General features: G+C 68.9%; 20 protein-coding genes. 12 read left to right on the top strand and 8 right to left on the bottom strand.

All coding sequences use genetic code 11. The features are described from left to right. Positions 1–31: 31 nt before the first annotated feature. Entirely contained in the window at positions 32–610 is a 579-nt protein-coding gene (locus tag ACAM49_RS25805; protein WP_369638146.1) for a TetR/AcrR family transcriptional regulator, read from the bottom strand. 91 nt (positions 611–701) lie between these two features. Between ACAM49_RS25805 and ACAM49_RS25800 the strand changes: the two genes are divergently transcribed. Beyond that, positions 702–1,133 carry a DUF4267 domain-containing protein gene (locus ACAM49_RS25800; protein ID WP_369638145.1) on the top strand — a complete coding sequence of 144 codons (432 nt, stop codon included), beginning with the start codon at positions 702–704 and terminating at the stop codon, positions 1,131–1,133. Next, complete coding sequence (locus ACAM49_RS25795; protein ID WP_369638144.1) at positions 1,130–1,348, top strand: DUF4287 domain-containing protein; 219 nt, start codon at positions 1,130–1,132, stop codon at positions 1,346–1,348. The genes ACAM49_RS25800 and ACAM49_RS25795 overlap by 4 nt, the downstream gene beginning before the upstream one ends. A gap of 70 nt (positions 1,349–1,418) precedes the next feature. Here ACAM49_RS25795 and ACAM49_RS25790 read toward each other — a convergent pair whose 3' ends face one another. From ACAM49_RS25790 to rfbD, 3 genes are read right to left on the bottom strand one after another with little or no spacing between them, the layout of a single operon-like run. Beyond that, positions 1,419–2,510: a sugar phosphate nucleotidyltransferase gene (locus tag ACAM49_RS25790; RefSeq protein ID WP_369638143.1), complete on the bottom strand. Its 1,092-nt coding sequence runs from the start codon at positions 2,508–2,510 to the stop codon at positions 1,419–1,421. A gap of 43 nt (positions 2,511–2,553) precedes the next feature. Beyond that, positions 2,554–3,474, bottom strand: a complete 921-nt coding sequence (locus ACAM49_RS25785; RefSeq protein ID WP_369638142.1) for a glycosyltransferase family 2 protein — start codon at positions 3,472–3,474, stop codon at positions 2,554–2,556. Continuing rightward, positions 3,471–4,313, bottom strand: coding sequence for a dTDP-4-dehydrorhamnose reductase (gene rfbD / locus ACAM49_RS25780; RefSeq protein ID WP_369638153.1), 843 nt, complete (start codon positions 4,311–4,313; stop codon positions 3,471–3,473). The genes ACAM49_RS25785 and rfbD overlap by 4 nt, the downstream gene beginning before the upstream one ends. 146 nt (positions 4,314–4,459) lie before the next feature. Between rfbD and ACAM49_RS25775 the strand changes: the two genes are divergently transcribed. From ACAM49_RS25775 to ACAM49_RS25765, 3 genes are all read left to right on the top strand, one after another. Continuing rightward, the gene (locus ACAM49_RS25775; RefSeq protein ID WP_369638141.1) at positions 4,460–5,926 is read left to right on the top strand and encodes an LCP family protein; all 1,467 of its coding nucleotides are present in this window, start codon (positions 4,460–4,462) and stop codon (positions 5,924–5,926) included. Further along, positions 5,914–6,630 (top strand): TIGR03089 family protein, encoded by a 717-nt coding sequence (locus ACAM49_RS25770; RefSeq protein WP_369638140.1) that lies wholly within the window; start codon positions 5,914–5,916, stop codon positions 6,628–6,630. The genes ACAM49_RS25775 and ACAM49_RS25770 overlap by 13 nt, the downstream gene beginning before the upstream one ends. A gap of 106 nt (positions 6,631–6,736) precedes the next feature. Continuing rightward, on the top strand, positions 6,737–8,050 hold the full coding sequence (locus ACAM49_RS25765) for a cytochrome P450 (protein WP_369638139.1): 1,314 nt from the start codon (positions 6,737–6,739) through the stop codon (positions 8,048–8,050). Here the strand turns inward: ACAM49_RS25765 and ACAM49_RS25760 are convergent. Then, complete coding sequence (locus ACAM49_RS25760) at positions 8,047–9,558, bottom strand: carboxylesterase/lipase family protein (RefSeq protein ID WP_369638152.1); 1,512 nt, start codon at positions 9,556–9,558, stop codon at positions 8,047–8,049. The two genes, ACAM49_RS25765 and ACAM49_RS25760, sit on opposite strands and share 4 nt — an antisense overlap. 118 nt (positions 9,559–9,676) lie before the next feature. On the opposite strand from ACAM49_RS25760, the gene ACAM49_RS25755 reads away from it, so the two are divergent. Continuing rightward, on the top strand, positions 9,677–9,898 hold the full coding sequence (locus tag ACAM49_RS25755; protein ID WP_040811936.1) for a zinc ribbon domain-containing protein: 222 nt from the start codon (positions 9,677–9,679) through the stop codon (positions 9,896–9,898). On the opposite strand, the gene ACAM49_RS25750 is transcribed toward ACAM49_RS25755, so the two are convergent. Next, on the bottom strand, positions 9,895–10,185 hold the full coding sequence (locus ACAM49_RS25750; RefSeq protein WP_369638138.1) for a SelT/SelW/SelH family protein: 291 nt from the start codon (positions 10,183–10,185) through the stop codon (positions 9,895–9,897). The genes ACAM49_RS25755 and ACAM49_RS25750 overlap by 4 nt on opposite strands. Positions 10,186–10,284: 99 nt before the next feature. Between ACAM49_RS25750 and ACAM49_RS25745 the strand changes: the two genes are divergently transcribed. From ACAM49_RS25745 to ACAM49_RS25720, 6 genes are all read left to right on the top strand, one after another. Next, a complete protein-coding gene (locus ACAM49_RS25745; RefSeq protein ID WP_369638137.1) occupies positions 10,285–13,161 on the top strand; it encodes a DUF5691 domain-containing protein in 2,877 nt (958 codons plus the stop codon). Beyond that, positions 13,158–14,258, top strand: a complete 1,101-nt coding sequence (locus tag ACAM49_RS25740) for an AAA family ATPase (RefSeq protein WP_369638136.1) — start codon at positions 13,158–13,160, stop codon at positions 14,256–14,258. The genes ACAM49_RS25745 and ACAM49_RS25740 overlap by 4 nt, the downstream gene beginning before the upstream one ends. Continuing rightward, positions 14,255–16,453, top strand: coding sequence for a DUF5682 family protein (locus ACAM49_RS25735; protein WP_369638135.1), 2,199 nt, complete (start codon positions 14,255–14,257; stop codon positions 16,451–16,453). The genes ACAM49_RS25740 and ACAM49_RS25735 overlap by 4 nt, the downstream gene beginning before the upstream one ends. Further along, positions 16,450–17,613 carry a VWA domain-containing protein gene (locus ACAM49_RS25730; RefSeq protein WP_369638134.1) on the top strand — a complete coding sequence of 388 codons (1,164 nt, stop codon included), beginning with the start codon at positions 16,450–16,452 and terminating at the stop codon, positions 17,611–17,613. Before ACAM49_RS25735 ends, ACAM49_RS25730 begins: the two co-directional genes overlap by 4 nt. Positions 17,614–17,711: 98 nt before the next feature. Then, complete coding sequence (locus ACAM49_RS25725; RefSeq protein ID WP_369638133.1) at positions 17,712–18,989, top strand: protein kinase; 1,278 nt, start codon at positions 17,712–17,714, stop codon at positions 18,987–18,989. A gap of 10 nt (positions 18,990–18,999) precedes the next feature. Beyond that, on the top strand, positions 19,000–19,464 hold the full coding sequence (locus ACAM49_RS25720; RefSeq protein ID WP_369638132.1) for a phage tail protein: 465 nt from the start codon (positions 19,000–19,002) through the stop codon (positions 19,462–19,464). Here ACAM49_RS25720 and ACAM49_RS25715 read toward each other — a convergent pair. Together ACAM49_RS25715 and ACAM49_RS25710 are read right to left on the bottom strand one after the other, a co-directional pair. Beyond that, positions 19,448–20,872, bottom strand: a complete 1,425-nt coding sequence (locus ACAM49_RS25715) for an MFS transporter (protein WP_369638131.1) — start codon at positions 20,870–20,872, stop codon at positions 19,448–19,450. The genes ACAM49_RS25720 and ACAM49_RS25715 overlap by 17 nt on opposite strands. A 158-nt stretch (positions 20,873–21,030) precedes the next feature. After that, a partial coding sequence (locus tag ACAM49_RS25710) for a transglutaminase family protein (protein WP_369638130.1) occupies positions 21,031–21,625 on the bottom strand: 595 nt, incomplete at its 5' end.

Genomic DNA, 21,625 nt, shown 5'->3' with positions numbered 1-21,625 from the left:
TCTCCGCTATAAGTTCCCCGAGCCGCGACCATCAGTCCCCGCGAACCCATTGCGCGACCAGCATTTCCAGCCGCTGAGCACGAAAGTCGGGCCGCAGCCGACCCCCTCGGTCCAGGGTCGCGAGCCCGTGCAGGGTGCTCCACGCCACCTCGGTGAAGGTCTCGACATCACGCGACGGCGCGAACGGCGCGAAGGTCTGCGCCATTTCCGCGAACGCGTCCTTGAGCGCCTGCGGTGCCTCCGGGCCGAATTTCAGCTCGGTGCGCAACAGGAACATGGCGTCGTAGAGCGCCGAGTTGTCGCGCGCGAAGTCGAGATACCCCTGGACCACCGCGCGCAGCGCAGCCTCCGGACTATCCGCGGCGGTCCTGAGTTCCCGGATGAGAACGGCGAACTCGGCGATCCCGGCCTCGGCGACGGCGGAGACGATGGCGTCCTTCCCCGCGAAGTGGCTGTACAGCACCGGCTGGCTGTACTCGATGCGGTCGGCCAGCTTGCGCACGGTGACCGCGTCCCACCCCTCGGTCGCGGCGATCTCGCGGGCGGTGTCGACAATGCGCTGCCGGCGCTCGGTCCGCTCGCGCTCCTTGCGGGTCTGTATGGCGCTCATGACGAAAACTCTAGCACCGCTAGACAAACTATCCACGCATCAGTTAGCGTTGCTTCATCAGTTAGCACCGCTAGATTTTGGAGCAGTAGTCATGAGCACCTCCCGCATCGCCTCCCACGTCGCCACCGCCCTGTCCCTGGCCGGCGCGGCCTTCATCACCTACGTCGGCATCCGCTACCTGACCGTGCCCGCGATCGAGGCTCCCGGCTTCGGCCTGCGCGTCACCCCCACCGGCGAGGCCGCCGACTTTCTGAACACCAAGGGCGTCCGCGATGTCGGCTCGGGCGTGCTCATCGTGGCGCTGCTGGCCGCCCGCCAGCGCTACGCCCTCGGCGTCGCCATGCTGGCCACGGCCGTCATCCCCGTCGGCGATATGCTCACCATCCTGCGCCACAGCGGTTCCACCGCAATGGCATTCGGCGTCCACGGCTTCACCGCGGCCCTGGTCGCGGCCACCGGATTCCTGCTGCTGCGCGAGGGCCGCGATGAATTCCGTGGAGTTGCCCCGTCTGTACGAGCATGACGACCTCCAAGCCCCAAGGCCCCGCTTACTACTTCCCGTCCATCGAGGCCAAATACGGTCGCACCGTGGACGAGTGGTTCACCACCATGACCGCTGCCGGCATCACCGCCCACAAGGACCTGGTGAACTGGCTCAAGTCCGAGCACGGGATGGGCCACGGCCACGCCACCGCGCTCGCCCAGTTCCATCTCAACCCCGGCAAGTGGGAGCGCTGAACCCATTGCCGCACAAACGAAAATCGGCCCCACTCCCAACAGGAGCGGGGCCGATTTCGTGGCTGTGGGATCAGACGTCGGTGGAGAAGCGGATACCGCCGTCCGGGATGTCCACGCCCGGCCACACGCGTGCGCCGCGTAGTAGTTCGCAGCGGGCGCCGACATTCGCGCCGTCACCGATCACGGCGTCACGCACCAGGGCGCGCGGACCGATCCGGGCGCCGAAGCCGACGATCGAACGTTCCACGGTGGCACCGGCTTCCACGCAGGCGCCGTCGAAGAGGATCGCGCCGTCCAGGCGAGCGCCCGCGCCGACTTCCGCACCGCGGCCGACGACGGTGCCGCCGATCAGCAGCGCGCCCGGGGCGACGCCCGCGCCGGGGTGGACCAGCGATTCGCCGCGCTGGCCCGGCAGGGCCGGAGACGGCGCGATGCCGCGGACCAGATCGGCCGAGCCGCGGACGAAGTCCTCCGGAGTCCCCATGTCACGCCAGTACGAGGTGTCGACGTGCCCCTGGATGTGCGCGCCCTCGGCCAGCAGCGACGGGAAGGTCTCCCGCTCCACCGACACCGGACGCCCCGCCGGGATCTTCTCGATGTACTCGCGCCGGAAGACGTAGCAGCCGGCGTTGATCTGATCGGTCGGCGGATCCTGGGTCTTCTCCAGGAACGCGGTGACGCGCCCGTTCGCGTCGGTCGGCACGCAGCCGAAGGCGCGCGGATCGCTCACCCGGACCAGGTGCAGGGTGACATCGGCGCCGGAGCTGTGGTGGGTCTCGAGGATCCCGCCCAGGTCGGTGCCGCCGAGCACGTCGCCGTTGAACACCATGACGGTGTCGGCCCGCAGCTTGGGCAGCACGTTGCGAATGCCGCCGCCGGTGCCGAGGGCCTCGGTCTCGGTGACGTACTCGATCTCGAGGCCGAGGTCGGCGCCGTTGCCGAAATGCTCCTCGAACACTTCCGCCTTGTAGGAGGTGCCGAGCACCACGTGCGTGATCCCGGCATCGGCGATGCGGGCCAGCAGATGCTGCAGGAACGGCAGTCCGGCCGTGGGCAGCATCGGCTTGGGGGCGGACAAGGTCAACGGACGCAGTCGGGTGCCCTGGCCCCCGACCAGGATCACCGCGTCCGTAGACCCGGCGGTACTACCGCTGTTCGCCATTTTCTCCCCTGTGTCAGGTTGTCAGGAACGCGCGCACGCGATCTTAAACACCTTCGTTTCGATCACGTTCGCGCAGTGCGGATCGAACCGCAAGCTTGCAACGAATCGCAAGTCCAGCCTTCAGCGCGACCCGGAGCGGAGCCTGCCACCAGTGCGGATGCCGGTCGGCCTGGAAACGATAGGCGCTGGCGTGGTGGGCGGGCAGCATCGTCTCCGGATGGCGACCCGCGGCGTGTCCCTTGGCGTGCGTGACCTCCGCGGACGGCACGAAAACATTGTGCCAGCCCGCCTTGCCCATGCGGTCACCGAAGTCGACATCCTCCATGTACATGAAGTAGCGCGAGTCGAAGCCGTCGATGGAATCGAAGGCGGCGCGGCGCACCAGCAGGCACGAGCCCGACAGCCAGCCGACACTGCGCTCGGTGACCGCCTCGTTGTCCTGGCGGTAGCGCAGGGTCCAGGGGTTCTTGGGCCAGATGGTGCCGAGGATGGCGTGACCGGCGCCGTCGGCGATGCCCGGCACCGAACGCGCCGAGGGGTAGCGGCTGCCGTCCGGCTCGAGCACCATCGGGCCCAGCGCACCGGCGCGCGGCCAGCGGCGGGCGGCGGCGAGCAGTTCGTCGATGGAGTCGGTGCCCCAGCGCACGTCCGGGTTGGCGATGACGATGAACTCGATGTCCGGGTCGATCTCGGCGACCGCGCGGTTGATGGCGCCGCCGTAGCCGATATTGCCGCCGGTGCGCAGCAGCCGCACGTGGGCGTTGGCCTCCGCGGCCAGTTCCGGCGAGCCGTCGGTCGAGCCGTTGTCGGCCAGGATGACCTGCGGCTTCTCACCGGTGGCGGTGGCCAGCGTGCTGATGAAGTGTTCCAGGTGCTCGCCGGGCGAGTAGGTCACCGTGACGACTGCCAGCTGCGGTTTCTTCTCCGCTGCGGGGGGCTTTCCGACAGAATCCGAGGGGCTCACGGGGCCTCAGGATAGTCGGAGATGGCGGCCAGTGCGTCGTTCAGTGCGAGCTGCCAGTGGCGCAGCGGCGACAGGCCCGCGGCGGCCCACGAATTGCCCGAAAGGACCGAATATGCCGGGCGCGGAGCGGGTCTGGGGAAATCCTCGGTGCCGCAAGGCCGTACGCGTTCCGGGTCCGCGCCGAGACCGGTGAACACGGCCCGCGCGAGATCGAACCAACTGGCTTGTCCGGCATTGGTGGCGTGGAGAATTCGAGGGGCAGTGGGCTTGGCGGCGAGCTCCAAGAGACCCGCCGCGAGATCCGGGGCGTAGGTGGGCGAGCCGATCTGGTCGTTCACCACGGTGATGGTGTCGCGCTCACGTTCCAGGCGGCGCATGGTGGCGACGAAGTCGGCGCCCTGTCCGGTGTAGACCCACGCCGTCCGAACGATGTGCGCGTCCGGCGCGAGCTCCAGAACCGCTTGCTCCCCAGCGAGTTTCGAGCGGCCGTAGACGGTGGACGGACCGGTCGGATCGTCCGGTTCGTAGGGATGCGTCGCAGTGCCGGGAAACACATAGTCGGTGGAGACGTGAATGAGCCGCGCGCCCTTTTCGGCGCACGCGCGCGCCAGCACGGACGGACCGGTCGCATTGACGGCGAAGGCGGCCGCCTCGTCGGTTTCGGCCTTGTCGACCGCGGTGTAGGCGGCGCAGTTGATGAGCACGTCCCCGCCGCTCACCACCTTGCGCACCGCCTCCAGGTCGGTGATGTCGAGATCGGTGTGGGCCAGGCCACGCGCGTCCGGCGCGAGGGCCGTCAGCGCCCGCCCCAATTGTCCGCGTCCCCCGGTTATCAGCATCACGCCCGCCAGTCTGGCACGCACCCGGACGACTCACGGAGCCGGTGATACGGCAACATTTTGGTTACCGCTACTAGCCTGCACAGTGGGGGAAATCCCGCGCTTTCGAAAGGATCATCGGGTTGCCGGACAGTTCCTGGGCATCCGTGCCTGTACCGTCACGCCGCGCGCGTCGCCTGGCCACGCCGGGCCGCGTCCTGACGGCGGTGGTGGCGGTGCTGGTGCTGGTGGCGACCGGGCTGGGCTGGCGCAGCGTGGATCAGCTGGTGTCGAATATCGAGCGGATCGGAAATCTGGGCCTCGGCGGGGACAAGGCCGACGGCGCGACCGACATCCTCATGGTCGGCATCGACTCGCGCACCGACGCGCACGGAAATCCGCTCACCCAGGACGAATTGGCCATGCTGCACGCCGGGGACGACGGCGAGGGCGGGCTCAATACCGACACCATCGTGCTCATCCGAGTGCCCAATGACGGCAGTTCGGCGACCGCCATCTCGATCCCGCGCGATTCCTACGTGGACATTCCGGGCCTGGGCATGGGGAAGATCAATTCGGCGTACGGCGTGACCAAGGCCACCACCCAGCAGAAGCTGATCGACCAGGGCGTCTCCCCCGCCGAGGCCGACAAGCGCTCCACCCAGGCCGGGCGGCAGGCGCTGGTCAAGACGGTGGCCAACCTCACCGGGATCACCGTCGACCATTACGCGGAGGTCGGGCTGCTGGGCTTCGTGCTGCTCACCGATGCCGTCGGCGGGGTCGACGTGTGCCTGAACAACGCGGTGGACGAACCGCTTTCGGGCGCGGACTTCCCGGCCGGGCCGCAGAAGCTCAATGGCGCACAGGCTTTGAGCTTCGTGCGCCAGCGCCACGACCTGCCGCGCGGGGATCTGGACCGGATCGTGCGGCAGCAGGTGTACATGGCGCAGCTGGTGCATCAGGTGCTCAGCGCCAAGGTGCTCACCAGCCCCACCCGATTGAAGGAGCTCAGCGACGCGGTCGGGCGCACGGTGGTGCTCGACGACGGCTGGGACGTGCTCAGCTTCCTGCATCAGCTGCAGGACCTCTCGGGCGGCCAGGTGAAGTTCGAGACCATTCCGGTCAAGGATCTCAACGGCTGGACCGACAACGGCGAATCGGTGGTGCGGGTGGATCCGGTCGCGGTGCACAAGTTCGTGGCCAAGGCGGTCGGCGAGGACGAGGACGACGGCGGCATCGATCCGTCGAGCTTCACCGTCGACGTCTACAACGCCTCGGGCACCGGCGGACTGGCCGCGCAGGCCGCGCAGGCGCTGGCGGCCAAGGGATTCCGGACCGGGACGGTGGACAACTGGATCGGCGGGCCGATCCAGTCCAGCCGGGTGCTGGCGGGCTCGGGCGGCGACCCGAAGGCGCGGGCGGTGGCGCAGGTGCTGGGCGGGCTGCCGGTGATGGGTGAGACCGGACTTCCGGCGGGCACGGTTCGCGTCGTGCTGGCGAGTGACTACGCTGGTCCGGGTTCGGCGACGGGCAGCGGCACGATCGACTTCTCCGGAAGCAGCACGACCGCGACCCCGGTGCCCCCGGCCCCACCTATCGACGCTGGTACGAACGGACCGAAATGCGTGAATTGAACGAGACCCTCACCGAAGCGGTGCTCGACCCCATCCTCGCCCGCGACCCCGCGGGCCCGCGCATCACCTTCTACGACGACGCCACCGGCGCGCGGATCGAACTGTCGGCGCTGACGCTGGCCAATTGGGCGGCCAAGACCGCCAATATGATTCGCGACGAATTCGGGCTGTCGTCCGGGGCGCGAGTCGCGGTGCTGCTCCCGGCGCACTGGCAGACCGCGGCGGTGCTGCTGGGCTGCTGGTGGGCGGGCGTCGAGGTGGTGCTGCACGCCGATCCGGACGCCGAGCTGGCGCTGGTGACGGCGGACCGGATCGACGAGGCGGACGGGATCGCGGAAGTGGCGGCGCTGTCGCTGGATCCGATGGGGATGCCGGTGAAGAATCTGCCGGTCGGCATCACCGATTATGCGACCTCGGTGCGCGTGCACGGCGACCAGTTCCGGCCCGGCGGCATCGGGTGCGCGCTGGACGGCGAGTCGGTGTCGGAGGTGCTCGAGGAGGCCCGGAAATCGGCTGCCCGGCAAGGGTTCACCAGTGAGGACCGGGTGCTGTCCACGGCGTCCTGGGATACCCCGGCCGAGTTGATCGACGGGTTCGTGGCGGTGCTGGCGGCGGGTGCGTCGCTGGTGCAGGTCGCCAATCCCGATCCGGCCGCGCACGATCGGCGGGTGGCGTCCGAAAGGGTCACCACCGAGCGTCGGTAAATGCTCCTACCGGGGTAGGAGCCGCGATTCCCTCCGCAGGATGTTTTTCGGCCGCAGCGGTTTCCGTACGGTGGAAATAATCCAACGTGGGAGGGAGCCGGTGATGATGAGTCCGCGATATTGGGCCCGGTGGGTGGTCGAACACGGGGCGGCGCGCTGGGCGCTGCGGCTCCAGGCGCGCAGGGGAAATCCGCTGGCGCAATTGCTCACCAGCCCCTCCGCATTGGACAATCCATATCCTTCGATCGAGGCCCTGCGGGCGCGCGGGCGACTGGTGCACAACCCTTACACCTGGGCGACGGCCGACTACGAGCTGACCCGGGTCATGCTGCGCGACAACCGCTTCGGTGCGTTCGGTCCCGACGGCATCGATATGCCGGACTGGCTGCGCGATCGGCTGAAGTCGGCGCAGACGCCGCCCAATCCGGTGGAGCCGCCGTCGCTGCTCATGATCGATCCGCCCGATCACACCCGCATCCGCAAATCGGTGTCGGCGGCCTTCACCCCGCGTGCCATCGCGCGGCTGCGGGATCGCGTGGAATCGGTGACCGCGGAATTGCTGGACGCGTTGCCGCCGGGTGGCTCGGCGGATCTGATCGCGGATTTCGCGCAGCAGGTGCCGATCGCCATCATCAGCGAAATGCTCGGCTTCCCACAGGCTTCGCGCGACGAGTTCCTGGCCTGGGGTGACGCCGCCACACCGCTGCTGGACATCGGCATCTCCTGGCGGAGCTGGCGCGACGCCTACCTGGCGATGGATCTGATGGACGCCTATCTCGACGACCACATCGCGCGGCTGCGGCGCGAGCCGGGCGAGGACATTCTCTCCAGCCTGGTCACCGCCGGTGAGCTCGACGAGCGGGAATTGAAGGCGACGGCCAGCCTGCTCATGGGCGCGGGCTTCGAGACGACGGTGAATCTCATCGGCAACGGCGTCGTCCAATTGCTCTCGCATCCCGAGCAATTGGACCTGCTGCGCGCGGACCCCGACCTGTGGTCCGCGGCCGTGGACGAGATCCTGCGCTTCGATCCGCCGGTCATGATGACGGGCCGAATCGCACTGTGCGACACCGAGATCGACGGCTTCTCGCTACCGCAGGGCACGGTGGTGGTGATGTCGCTGGCGGGCGCGAACCGGGATCCGCGCAAGTTCGAGGACCCGAACCGCTTCGATATCACCCGCCCGAATGCCAAGGAGCACTTGACCTTCTCCAGCGGTATCCACACCTGCCTGGGCGCGAGCCTGGCGCGGATGGAGGGCGTGTACGCGCTGCGGTCGCTGTTCGAGCAGTTCCCGGATCTGACGCTGGCCGGCGAGCCGCAGCGGCGGCCCCTGCGGAACCTGCACGGATATGCGCACATGCCCGCGCGGATGGGCCGCCGGGCCAACGCGGTGGTCCCGGAAAGCGCTGAGGTTTAGTAGAACCCGACCACGTCGTCGCCCCAGATGGTGTTGCGGTCGCGGTCGGGATCGTCCACCACGCGGTCCACATTGTCGATGACCAGTGTGGTGCGGGTCGCGGCGCTGTAGGGCGGCCAGTGTTTGGACCCGTCGATGGCGGCCGGGACGCCGTATTCGGCGAAGGCCAGCCAGCGGCGCATGACCCGGCCCGAAACCTCCTGTGCCGCTTTGCGTCCGCCCAGCCAGAAGGTGGGGTCGTAGTCGAAGGAGCCGAAATTGCCGAAGACATACGGCAATTCGGTGGCGTGCCCGGCACCGACCCGGGCCGCCTTGAGCATCGGGGTGGCGTGGTCGAAGCGGTACATCCAGGTCGGCGAGTGCGCGGAGTGGGCGTCGGCGACCCAGTGCGAGGGCATGCGGAAGGCGGCATCGGTGGACATGGTGAGCGCGCCACGCGGCGTGCTGGATTCGTAGGCCGCCGCGATCTCGGCCAGCCGCTCCGCCGACAGGCCCGGATGCTCGGCCGCCACGCCGCGCAGCATGGCGTTCACGGCGTCCGGGGTGACCGGCATGATGGGCGAGCGGAACAGCCGGAACAGCGAGGCCTCGTCCTTGTTGGTGCCGATGATGAGCGGCACCCGGTGCGAGCGGCCCTGCTGGAAGCGCTCGCTGGGGTAGGCGGGCAGCAGATTGCCGTCGACCACGGGCGCGGCGGCCAGGCGGCCGGGTTCGCGCAGCGGCACCTCGTCGAGCAGCGTGCCCGCGGCGGTGATCATGCGCTCGATGGGCATGGTGAGCAGTTCGGCCGCGTGGTCGGGGGTCAGCTCCAGCAGTTCCAGGTAGCGCTTGGCCACCACCGCGGCCCGTTCGGGGCCGAAAACCGTGGTGGCGGGCGGGGATTGGGCGATGGCGCGGTGGAACAGGCCCGCCGAGAGCGGCGAGGTGAGCAGCGCGGTCACGCAGCCCGCGCCGGAGGATTCGCCGAAGACGGTGACATTGCCCGGGTCGCCGCCGAAGGCCTCGATATTGTCGCGCACCCACTTCAGCGCGGCGATCTGGTCGTGCAGGCCCAGGTTCGGGACGAATTCGTCGCCGAGGGAGGACAGGTCGAGGAAGCCGAGCGCGCCCAGCCGGTAGTTGACCGTCACCACGATCACGTCGCCGGTCTCGGCCAGCCGCTTGCCGTCGTAGATGGCCTGGGCGGCGGTGCCCAGGCAGAACGCGCCGCCGTGCAGCCACACCAGGACCGGGCGGTGCTCGGCGGCGGATTCGGCGGGGGCCCAGACATTGAGCCAGAGGCAGTCCTCGCCCATGCGCAGGCTGCCGTCGACCGGGACGAAGCCGGGCGATTGCGGCGCGACGTCGCCGAAGGTGACGCATTCGCGGACGCCGGTCCAGGGTTGCGGGGGCTGCGGCAGGCGGAAGCGATTGTGCCCGCCGGTGCTCGCGCCGTAGGGGATGCCGCGCCAGACCGCGATCCGGCCGTCCATCGCTCCGGACACCGCGCCGTATGCGGTCTTCGCCATCGGCGCGCCGTCCTGGTCCGACAGCGTGTCGAAGAACCGAGTGCTCACACCAGACCTCCTCGTACTCCGTAAATCGAGGGTACCGAGTGCGTTGCTCCCGCTGGTCTAGGCTGTGGACGTGCCGAGCTACGCGTATCGGTGTCGCGACTGCGGCGATACCTTCGAACTGTCCCGCCCGATGGCCGAGGCGTCCGCGCCCGCGGCGTGCCCGGCCGGGCACGCCGACACGGTGAAGCTGCTGACCACGTTCGGCACGGTGACCCGCGGTGGCAACTCTCCAGCGCCCGCGCCCGCGCCGTCGGGTGGCGGCGGTTGCTGCGGGGGCGGTTGCTGCGGCTAGTCCGCCGCTTCGGCTGCTTTCCGGTCCGCGTGGCCCAGGGACATGCCCGGCGCCACGCGGTCCCGGACCCGCTGTTTCAGGACGGCGATATCGGGAAAACCGCCGTCCGCCTTGCGTTCCCAGATCTGCTCGCCGTCGACGGTGATGCGGAAGACGCCGCCCTCACCGGGTACCAGCGCCACCTCCGACAGGTCGGTGGCGAAGGTGGTGAGCAACTCCTGGGCCATCCAGCTCGCACGGAGCAGCCAGCGGCATTGCGTGCAGTATTCGATCGCGACGCGGGGCATGTCCGCGACCCTATCGCGGCAAACATCGTGTGACCCAACCCCCATCCGTCTGTCGGTGCCCTCGGATACAACTTTGCTCAACCGAGGAAGGGGGAACGGATGACCACCGCTTGGACCGCCGATCACATCGGCTCGCTCGCACCGGACGCCGCGTCGCTGACCGCCGCCCGCAAGCTGCGCGGCAAGTGGAGCGGCACGGGAATTCACGACACCGCGCTGTGGGGATTGTGCCAGGGCAGCGGTAGCCGACCGTATCAGACCATCGTGGATCTGGCCGGGCCCGCGTACAAGTGCACCTGCCCGAGCCGGAAGTTTCCGTGCAAACACGCACTGTCGCTGCTGTTGTCGTGGAGTGCGGGCGAGGTGAACGCCGCCGAGAGCGTGGCCGATTTCGCGGCCGACTGGCTGGGCGGGCGGGCGGCGAAGGCCGCCAAGAAGGCCGAGCCCGAAGCGAAGCCGGCGCGCGGCAATGGTGCGACCGCGGATCAGCGCCGCGCCCGGGTCACCGCGGGCCTGGCCGATCTGGACACCTGGCTCACCGATCAGGTGCGGACCGGGCTGGCACAATCCGACCGGTCGATGCGGGCGTTCGAGACCGTGGCGGCCCGCATGGTCGACGCGCAGGCGCCGGGGATCGCCTCGATTCTGCGTCAGTTGCCGCTGGCCACAACGCATTCCGAGTGGCCGCGGTTGCTGTTGCGGGAGTATGCCCGACTGCACCTGCTCGCGACGGCGCATGGGAGGCTCGACGAGCTGTCGCCGGAGCTGCGGGCCAGCGTGCGGACGCATATCGGATATCCGACGCCGGCGGAGACGGTGCGCGCCGAGCCCGCGGTGCGGGACCGGTGGCAGGTACTCGGGGTGCGGACCACGACCGAGGACGGGCTGTATACGCGCCGAGTGTGGTTGCGCGGCAGGACTTCCGGACGGTGGGCGCTGCTGGTGGACCACCACTACGGCAGCCCGGCGTTTCCGAATGACACTCCGGCTCCGGGGTTCCAGGTCGACGCGAATCTGCACTACTACCCGGCTGCCGCGCCGTTGCGCGCCATCTGGGGTGATCGGCACGAGGACATTCCCGAGCCGTTCACCACGATCCCGCGCCTCGATACCAATGCCGGGGGCATTGCCTCGGCACTGGCTGAACAAGCCGGGGCGCTCGGAGCCGATCCGTTCCTGCGGTCGTGGCCGGTGCTGCTGGCCGACGTCGTTCCCGTGCGGGGCGAAAAGGGCTGGTATGTAGTCGAATCCGGCGGGGACGCGCTGCCGGTGTCGATTGCCGAGGGTGAGCCGTGGCGGTTGCTGGGGCTGTCGGGTGGGCATCCGGTCACCGTGCTCGGAGAGTGGACGGTCGACGGGCTGGTGCCGGTCGCGGCGCTCGCCAACGGGAGCATGGTCGATGTCGGTGTGGCGCAGGGGAATCCCTTTCCCTTGCGGAGCGGGGTCGAGGACGGTGGGAGCGCCGAGCTGGTGTCGGCGGCGCTCGTCGGCACGGCGCGACGACAGGCCGATCTTTCCGGGTTGGCGTCACCGGTGGTCAAAGCGGCCGTCACGCTGTCGGGCGATGCGGCCGCCACGCTGCTGGAATCGATTGCGCTGCAGGACTGTTTCGCACGCGGCGGGGTGACGGCCGGTGCGGCCGAGTTCGGCGATGCCGCCGCCGATGATGAGCGGCCGCTGCTGCCCGCCGCGGCGGGTGCCCGGCTCGGGGACATGCTGGCCGACAATTCACCCTTCCTGGACGAGTGGTTCGCGCTGGTCGCACCCCGGGACTTCCGGGCTCCGGACGGACTGGTCAGCGTCTTACTCGAGCGCGCGAAAGCCCTTGCCGCGCATCGTGAGCCGCTGCTGCGCCTGGCCGGTGCGCGGGGCCGCTGGCTGGCCGCACAGCATCCGGGCTGGAAGTCGCTGGTGCGGGCCGCCGCCGAGGATGACGGCGTGTGGTCGCACGGCCGGGCCGCCGAGCGGCGGAGCTGGCTGACCCAGCTGCGGCAGCGGGATCCGGCGGCCGCGCGGGCGGCGCTGGCCGGGTCCTGGGCCAAGGAATCCGGTCCCGGGAAGGCGGAATTGCTGGCCGTCCTCGCCGATGGGCTGTCGATCGAGGACGAGGCGCTGCTCGAGGCCGCGCTCGATGATCGGCGGGCCGAGGTGCGGCGGCTGGCCGCGGATCTGCTCGGACAGCTGCCGGATTCGGCCTTCGCCGCGCGGATGGCGGAGCGGGTGTCGGCCTGGCTGATCTTCCGCTCGCCGCCGGTGCGGCCGCAGGTTCTCACCAACGGACCGGGCGTCCTCGACGAGGCGGCCCGCCGCGATGGCGTCGGAGATTCGTTCGGCTACACCGCTTATCGCTCCGACGGCGCGCCCGACCTGGCCAACGAATGGTTGCATCGGGTGGTCGCCGGAACGCCGCTGACCTATTGGGCGCGGGTGCTCGGATCGCCCGAGGAGGCGGTGCGGGCGCCCATGGCCGAGAGTGTGCGCGGCGCCATGCTCGCGGGTTGGACCGATGCCGCACTGGCCCAACGGAATTCGGAGTGGGCGGCCGCCCTGTTCGAGGTGCTGTCGGGCTCGAACAGTCGGAGCGCCGATACCGAGAAGCTGCGCGAGCTGTTCGCGCTGCAGTCCGAGAGCGCGCAGATCCGCCATCTGCGCGGGCTGGATTCCAGCTGGCTGGCGGAGATCGAATCGCTGTTGCGCGCCATGCCGCATCCGTGGCCCGGGCCGATGGCCGAGCATGTGCTGCGGCTGCTGGTGGAGCGCGCGCGGCTGAGCGCGGACCGGCCGGGTGCGCCCAGCCTGGTGCCCGGCTCGTACCGGACGCTGTTCCGCGCGGCGTCCGCGCATTTCCCGGTGCAGGCCGCCGGAATGGTATCCCGGATTGCCCGGGAATGCGGAGATCCCTACTGGGAGCAGGCCTTCGACCAGCTCGCCCATGACCTCATTGAACGCAAGACGATGCTCGAGGAGTTGCAATGACCACGATTCAGGAGCGGGACGCCCTGCTGCGCCCGCACGCCGAACAGGCCTTCGCCGACGAGCTGACGGCGCTGGCCGCCGCCGATGACCGACCGCGCCCGCCCTCCTGGAAGCTGTCGCCGTGGGCGGTGGTCACCTATCTGCTGGGCGGCACGCTCAGCGACGGCACCGTCATCACGCCCAAGTACGTCGGGCCGCGCCGGTTGATGGAGGTGGCGGTGGCGACCCTGGCCACCGATCGCGCGCTGCTGCTGATCGGCGTGCCGGGCACCGCGAAAACGTGGGTGTCGGAACATCTTTCGGCCGCCATAGCCGGGCATTCGACGCTGCTGGTGCAGGGCACCTCCGGCACCGCGGAGGAGGCGATTCGCTACGGCTGGAACTACGCGCGGCTGTTGGCCGAGGGGCCGAGCGACGCGGCACTGGTGCCCTCGCCGATCATGACCGCCATGCGCCTGGGCTCCATCGCGCGGCTCGAGGAGCTCACGCGTATTCCCTCCGACGTGCAGGACGCGCTGATCACAGTGCTGTCGGAGAAGACGCTGCCGGTGCCGGAGCTGGGCACGGAGGTGCAGGCGGCCAAGGGCTTCAATGTGATCGCCACCGCCAATGATCGCGACCGCGGCGTGAACGAGCTGTCGTCGGCGCTGCGGCGGCGGTTCAATACCGTGGTGCTGCCACTGCCGGCGGGCGAGGACGAAGAGGTGTCGATCGTGACCCGCCGGGTCGAACAGCTCGGCGCCGCACTGGAATTGCCCACCGTACCCGCGGCGGCCGAGGAGATCCGGCGCGTGGTCAAGGTGTTCCGCGAGCTGCGCTCGGGCATGACCGACGACGGGCGGACCAAGCTGAAGTCGCCGTCGGGCACGCTGTCGACGGCCGAGGCTATCTCGGTGATCACCAACGGCATCGCGCTGGCGGCGCATTTCGGCGACGGGGTGCTGCGGCCCGCCGATATCGCGGGTGCGGTGCTGGGCGCGGTGGTCAAGGATCCGGTGGCCGACCAAGTGGTGTGGACCGAATACCTGGAGGCCGTGGTGCGGCAGCGGCCGGACTGGGCCGACTTCTACCGGGCCTGCCGCGAGGTGCACGAATGACGGCGGCGGTCGCGGTCGACACCGAGACCCGGGTGTTCGGCATCCGGCACCACGGGCCGGGGTCGGCGCGGTCGCTGGGGCTGGCGTTGGAGCGGTTCCGGCCGGACGCGATCCTCATCGAGGGGCCGTCGGATGCCGATCCGTTGATCGGTTACCTTGCGGCCGAGGGGATGTCGCCGCCGGTGGCCCTGCTCGCCTATCAGCCCGACAGCCCTGCCAAGGCCGCGTTCTGGCCCTTCGCGACGTTCTCGCCGGAATGGATCGCGCTGCGGTACGCGACGGAAAACGGTGTGTCCGTGGGGTTCTGCGATCTGCCCGCCGCCGTCGCGCTGGCGGTGGAGGACGAGCCGGGCGATCGGACCGATCCGCTGGGGATGCTGGCCTCGGCGGCCGGGTACGACGATGCCGAGCGCTGGTGGGACGCGATCATCGAATCCTCCTCGGACGCCGATATTTTCGGTGCGGTCAACGAGGCCATGGGCGCGCTGCGGGAGGACGCCGAGCATCTGGACGACCACACGCTGCGGCGTGAGGCGCACATGCGGCAGATCATGCGGAAGGCGCTGAAGGACGGGGCGCGGCGGCTGGCCGTGGTGTGCGGCGCGTGGCACGCGCCCGCGCTGGAGGGCAAGCTGGGGCCGGCGGTCGCCGATACCAAGCTGCTGAAGGGAATGCCCAAGGTCAAGGCGACTCTGACCTGGGTGCCCTGGACGCATTCGCGGCTGGCCAGCTCCTCCGGGTACGGCGCGGGCATCACCTCGCCCGGCTGGTACCACCACCTGTTCACCGAGACCGAGCAGCCGATCGCGCGCTGGCTGACCAAGGTCGCGGGCACGCTGCGGGCGCACGATCTGCCGGTGTCGAGTGCGCACATCATCGAATCCGTCCGGCTGGCCGAGACTCTCGCGACCCTGCGGGGGCGGCCGCTCGCCGGGCTGTCGGAGGTCACCGAGGCCACGCGGTCGGTGCTGTGCGACGGCGACGAGACGCTGTTGCGGCTGGTCAGCACCGAACTCGTAGTGGGCGAGGCGCTCGGGACGGTGCCCGAGGGGACGCCGACCGTGCCGCTGGAGGCGGATCTGCGGGCGCAGATCAAGACGCTGCGCCTGAAGCAGCAGGCGCTGGAGCGCACCCTCGATCTGGATCTGCGCACCGACGGCGGGCTGGCGAGATCGCGGCTGCTGCACCGGCTTCGGCTGCTCGGCATCGAATGGGGGCGGCTGACCGACAGTCAGGTGCGAAGTACCGGGACCTTCCGGGAGACGTGGACGCTGCGCTGGCGGCCGGAGCTGGCGATCTCGATCGTCGAGGCGTCGCGCTGGGGCACCACCCTGCGGTCGGCGGCCGAGGCGAAAGTGCTTGACCTCGCGTCCGATTCGGAGGCCACGGTCGGCAAGGTGGCCAACGTGCTGGAGGAGGCGCTGCTGGCCGATCTCGGCGGGGCCACCGACGGGCTGATCGCGCGGCTGGAATCGGTTGCGGCGCTGGATCATGACGTCACGCATCTGATGGCGGCGCTGCCGGGGCTGCTGCGGATCGCCAGGTACGGCGATGTGCGCGGCACCGACAGCGCGGCGCTGACCCGGGTGGCGGACAGTCTGCTGGTGCGCAGCTGCGCCGGATTACCCGGGGCCGTCACGGGATTGGACACCGACTCTGCCAACGCGCTACGCGAAAAGATCGACGCCGTGCATCTGGCGCTGTCGGCGCGCGACGATGAATGGGCCACCGGCACTTGGCTGTCCACGCTGGAGACCCTTGCCGATCGCGACGATGTGAACGGCGGGATCGTCGGGCGGGCGGTGCGGCTGCTCTGCGATGCCGAGCGCATCTCCGCCGAGGAGTCCGGTCGCCGACTATCGGCGGCCCTGTCGGTCGGCCGGACGGCTCCCGACAAGGCGTCGTGGATCGACGGCTTCCTGGGCGGGCGCGGGCTGCTGCTGGTCCACGACCGAAACCTGTTGTCGCTCATCGACGACTGGCTTTGCGGGCTCGAGGAAGCGCAGTTCGTTTCCACCCTGCCGCTGCTGCGCCGGACGTTCGGCGCGTTCGAGTCCGGTGAGCGGCAGGCCATCGGGCAGGCCGTACGGCAGGGCGCGCCAACGGCTTCGGGCAATGGCGGCACCGAATACGACATCGACCGCGGCACGCTCGCCATGCGGGCGGCCATGGAGATCCTGGGGGTTTCGGCATGAACGAGGTAGACGAGAACCAGTCCCGGCGTTGGCGTCTGGTGCTCGGGAGCGCAGGTGAGCCCGGACTCGGGGGCGGCGGGCTGGGCAATCCCGACGATCAGGCCATGGATCGGGCACTGGGGGCGCTCTACGACTCCGGCGGGCCGGGCGGCAGCGGGCGGCGTTCGGGCGGGCTCGGGGGTTCCGCCCCGCAGGTGTCGCGGTGGCTGGGCGATATCCGGCGCTACTTCCCCTCGACCGTGGTGGAGGTGATGCAGCGCGATGCCGTGGATCGGCTCAACCTCACCGAATTGCTGCTCGAGCCCGAGCTTTTGGAGGCGGTCGAGCCGGACGTGCATCTGGTGGGGACGCTGCTGAGCCTGAATCGGGTGATGCCCGAGACCACCAAGGCGACCGCGCGCATGGTGGTGGAGAAGGTGGTCAAGGAGATCGAGCGGCGGATCGCGGCGCAGACGGTGGCGGCGGTCGGCGGGGCGTTGAATCGCGCCGCGCGGGTGTCGCGGCCCAAGCTCCGGGACATCGACTGGGACCGCACCATTCGCAAGAATCTCGCGAACTATCTGCCCGAGCATCGGACCGTGGTGCCGGAACGGCTGGTGGGGTACGGGCGCAAGGCGCAGGCGGTCAAGCGGGATGTGGTGCTGGCCATCGACCAGTCCGGGTCGATGGCGTCCAGCGTGGTTTACGCGTCGGTGTTCGGGGCGGTGCTGGCGTCCATGCGGTCGCTGCGCACCTCGCTGGTGGTATTCGATACGGCCGTCGTGGATCTCACCGAGAAGCTCTCGGATCCGGTGGAGGTGCTGTTCGGGACGCAGCTGGGCGGCGGCACCGATATCAATCGGGCCATCGCGTATTCGCAGTCGCTCATCACCCGGCCCGCGGACTCGCTGTTCGTGCTGATCTCGGATCTGTACGAGGGCGGGGTGCGGGCGGAGATGCTGCGGCGCATACGCGCCATGAAGGAGTCGGGCGTCCAGGTCGTGGTGCTGCTGGCGCTCTCGGACGAGGGCGCGCCCGCCTACGACCGCGACAACGCCGCTGCGCTGACGGCCCTGGGTGTGCCCGCTTTCGCCTGCACGCCGGACCGTTTCCCGGACCTGCTCGCGGTGGCGCTGGACCGCGGTGACGTGCAGGCCTGGGCGCATCTGAACGCAGGGTGAGGCCAAGTCAGCGACAATTGAGCGTCATCGGACGCTGATAGGCTGCCTGCTGATTTGTCTGGTGGGCAAATTTGGTTTCGGGAAGTGGGTGTTCGACCTTGCGCTCTGGTGATGTGTTCGCCGGTTACGTCATCGAACGCGAGCTCGGTCGCGGCGGTATGGGCTCGGTGTACCTGGCCAAGCATCCGCGGCTGCCGCGCATGACCGCCTTGAAGCTGCTCAATCAGGAGATGTTCAGCGACGACGAGATTCGGGCCCGCTTCATTCGCGAGGCCGATCTCGTCGCCCGGCTGGACCACCCGAATATCGTCACCGTCTACGACCGGGGTGACGAGGGTGAACAGCTGTGGATCTCCATGCAGTTCATCGACGGAGTGAATGCCTCGTCGATCAGCCCGGGGACCCTGCCGCCGCTGCGCGCCGCCCAGATCATCGGCGAGACCGCGAAGGCCCTCGATTACGCCCATGGTCTGGGCGTGCTGCACCGCGATGTGAAGCCGGCGAATATTCTGCTGGCCCGCTCCTCATCCAAGACCGGCGCGGGCGAGCGCGTTTATCTGACCGACTTCGGCATCGCCCGGCTGCGCGACGACACCGGCCATCTCACTCAGACCGGGACGGTCACAGCAACACTGGCCTACGCCTCGCCGGAGCAACTGACCGGAGCGGCCCTCGACGGTCGCTCCGACCAGTACTCGCTGGCCTGCACCCTGTTCCAACTGCTCACCGGCGCAGTCCCGTTCGAGGGCACCAGCCCGGCGGCCGTAATTCGCGGCCATCTGCAGCAGCCGCCGCCCCCGGCCAGCCCGCGCCGCCAGGCGCTGCCGCCCGCCATCGACGCGGTCCTCAACCGAGCCCTGTCCAAGCGCCCGGCGGACCGCTTCCGCTCCTGCGTCGAATTCGCGACCGCCGCCGAACGCGCGCTGCAGACTCCGCGCCCGGCCGCCCCGCCGCGTCCGCCGACCCCGGCGCATCCCCAGCCGATCGTCGCGCCGCGCCCGCCGACCCCGGTGCGGCCACAGCCGGTGATCCAGCAGGCGCCCACCCCGACCTACCCGGTTCGTCCGCAGTCGATGCCGTCCTATCCGCATCAGCCGATTCAGAATCAGCCGATCTCCACCCCGGCGTATCCGAGTCAGCAAATGCCGCAGACCAATTACCCGCCGCGCACCGTTCCGCCGCCCACTTACACGCCCCCGCAGAAGAATTCGAGCACGACCGCGTGGCTTATCGCCGCCATCGTCACGGTGCTGGTTATCGTCATCATCGTGATCGCGGTGATCATCAGCAGCAGTAAGTCCAAGGCGATTTCTCCCCAGCACCCCGACACCATCGTCACCTCGGCGTTGGTGATCTCTGGCGGTACATACGAGTAAGGAGTTCACCGTGGCGTACGTCGTGGATTTCAAGAACGTGTCGACCGTCGGTCTGGAGTCCTCGCCGGTGGCGGATGCGCTGGCCGGGTTGCGGGCGAACGAGGCGCGGTACTTCAAGAACAAGTACGACCACGACTTCACGGTGGTGCCCGCCGACGAGGCCAAGGACTCCATCGATTGGGTAAATCGAATTCTCGCGGCGGAGAAGGATCTCGTCATCGAGTCCCCGCCGCTGGAGGTTTCGGCCTTCAAGGTCGAGAACATCCGGTGGACCTACGTGTTCTACCAGAGCGGTCTGTCGATCAATGTGATGTACACCGAGGACGACCCGAAGAAGCGAGCCGTCGGCTTCAAACTCTCCGACGGCATGGAAGTCCCGGCCGAACTCGACTCCCGCTTCAAATTCGCGAGGCAGAAGTCCAAGCTGGCCGGGACCATTCGGGGCAGCTACTTCGTCATCAAGCAGGAATGGTGACCTGCTGATTCCGTCGGGCCGGTGAGCGGAAGGTCGCCAGGGCGAGCGCCGCGGCGGCTACTCCGATGACGGCGGCCGCGAGGAAGGCGGCCGAGAAGCCGTCGGTCAGGGCGGCCTTGTCGCCGAGCTCGTCGGCACCTGCCTGAGCGGCGATGGCGGTGACCACGGCCAAGCCGAGCGCGGAACCGATCTGGTATCCGGTGTTCACGATGCCCGAGGCGAGCCCGCCCTCCTGCGGCGGTGCGGCGGAGATGGCCGTCTGCAGGGTGGGGATGAAGGCCAAGGACATGCCGAGGGCGGCGACCAGCGACCCGGGCAGGACGTCGACCCAGAAGTTGCCGTCGGGTCGGATGAACGACAGCCACACCAGTCCGGCCGCCAAGAGCAGCAGTCCGGCGATGGTCATGGTGCGAGCGCCGAAGCGCGCGAACAGTTTCGGCGAGATGGCGATCATGCCGACCATGATCAGCGCGGTCATCGGCAGCAGCGCGGCGCCGGACGGGAACGCCGAGTACCCGAGCACCTGCTGCAGATACAGGTTGAGGAAGAACCACATCGGCACCCACGCCGCACCCAGCAGCACCTGAGCGAGATTCGCCGCGCCCAGATCCGGCGCACGGAAGATGGCCAACGGCATCAGCGGTTCCTTGCGACGCGCCTGAATGGCGACGAACGCGCCGAGCAGGATCACGGCCGCGGCCAGCACCAGCCAGGTCGTGGCCGAGGCCCAATCCGCGCGCACCACACCGAATACCGCAGCACCGAGGCCGAGCGTGGCTGTCACCGCGCCGAGTACATCAACTCGGGCATTCGGAGCCATCGCACCGTCCGGAACCAGCGCCGGCGCCGCCAGCAGCGCCACCACGGCGATCGGGATATTGATGTAGAAAACCCAAGGCCACGAAGCGTATTGGGTGATGAGACCGCCGAGGAACACACCGGCGGTACCACCCGCGGGCGCGGCCGCACCGTATACCGCGAACGCCTTGGTCAACTCGCTCGGATTACCACCGAACAGCATCATGAGCAGCGTCAATGCCGAGGGCGCGATAAGCGCCGCACCCGCACCCTGCACGCCGCGTCCGATCAGCTCGACCGCGGCATTCCCGGCCAGTCCGGCCACCAGCGATCCGACACCCAGTACGCCCCAGCCGATCTGGAAGATCCGGCGCGCCCCGACAATGTCGGACAGCTTGCCGCCGAGCAGCAGCAGGCCGCCGAAGACCACAACGTACGCATTGAACACCCACGACAGATTCCCCTGCGAGAACCCCAGATCATCCTGCATCTTCGGCAGCGCGACACCGATGATCGACGTGTCCATGATGACCATGAACTGAGCAAGAGCAATGAGCCCCAAGGCAATCCACCGCCGCGACGCAGGCGGCGCAGCATTCGAGATGGACATAGAAATCACTCCCCTGACGAAGAGATCGGGCCGCCGAGCGACCACCGAAAGTTCCAACTCGATATTGATACCCCCAGGGGGTACCTAGAGAACAGACATAACCCATGTGACACTTTTCATACCCCCAAGGGGTATGTCGAAGCCCTGACCGAGGAGTATCAGATGAGAGCGGAGGGAAGCCCGCTGTCGTAGATCGCCAAGACGTCGGTCGCGCGGCCGAGCGCCTCTACGACGACTTGCGCTGGGGCGCGGTGCAATTCCGGATAGTCGATCTCACCGAGACCGGGATCGACGGGAAAGGCAAGAACCTCGTCACCGAGCGAGAATTCGGCCGAGATGTCAACCCGATTCCCGCGCGGATCCTGCCGATGCCACCCCCCATCGAGATACACCGCCACCAACCCATGCAGCACATGCCCCTCCCCATGCGTCAACCGCTGATAGCAAAGCGCAGTAGGAATCCCCTGCCCCCGCAAAACCGCCGCCAGCAGATGCGATTTCGCATAACAAAGCCCCACCCGCTGCTCGAGCACCTCGGACGCCCGCAACGTCACCCGCGAATCCCGCACATCATACGAATGCCCCACCGCATCCCGAACCCACTCGAAAGCCCTTCGAGCACAGTCGATCTCACCACCGGACCCCCGCCACAACTCATCCCCGAGCGCCCGCACAGCCGGATGATCAACCTCGACGATCGCGCCCCCACCGAGATAGTCCGAGGGCGCGAATTCCAGCATGCTTCCCCAACTC

Source organism: Nocardia sp. JMUB6875, from assembly GCF_041154655.1.
Taxonomy (GTDB): domain Bacteria; phylum Actinomycetota; class Actinomycetes; order Mycobacteriales; family Mycobacteriaceae; genus Nocardia.
The sequence above is the reverse complement of the archived record's forward strand: the minus strand, read 5'-3'. Positions and strand labels throughout refer to the sequence as shown.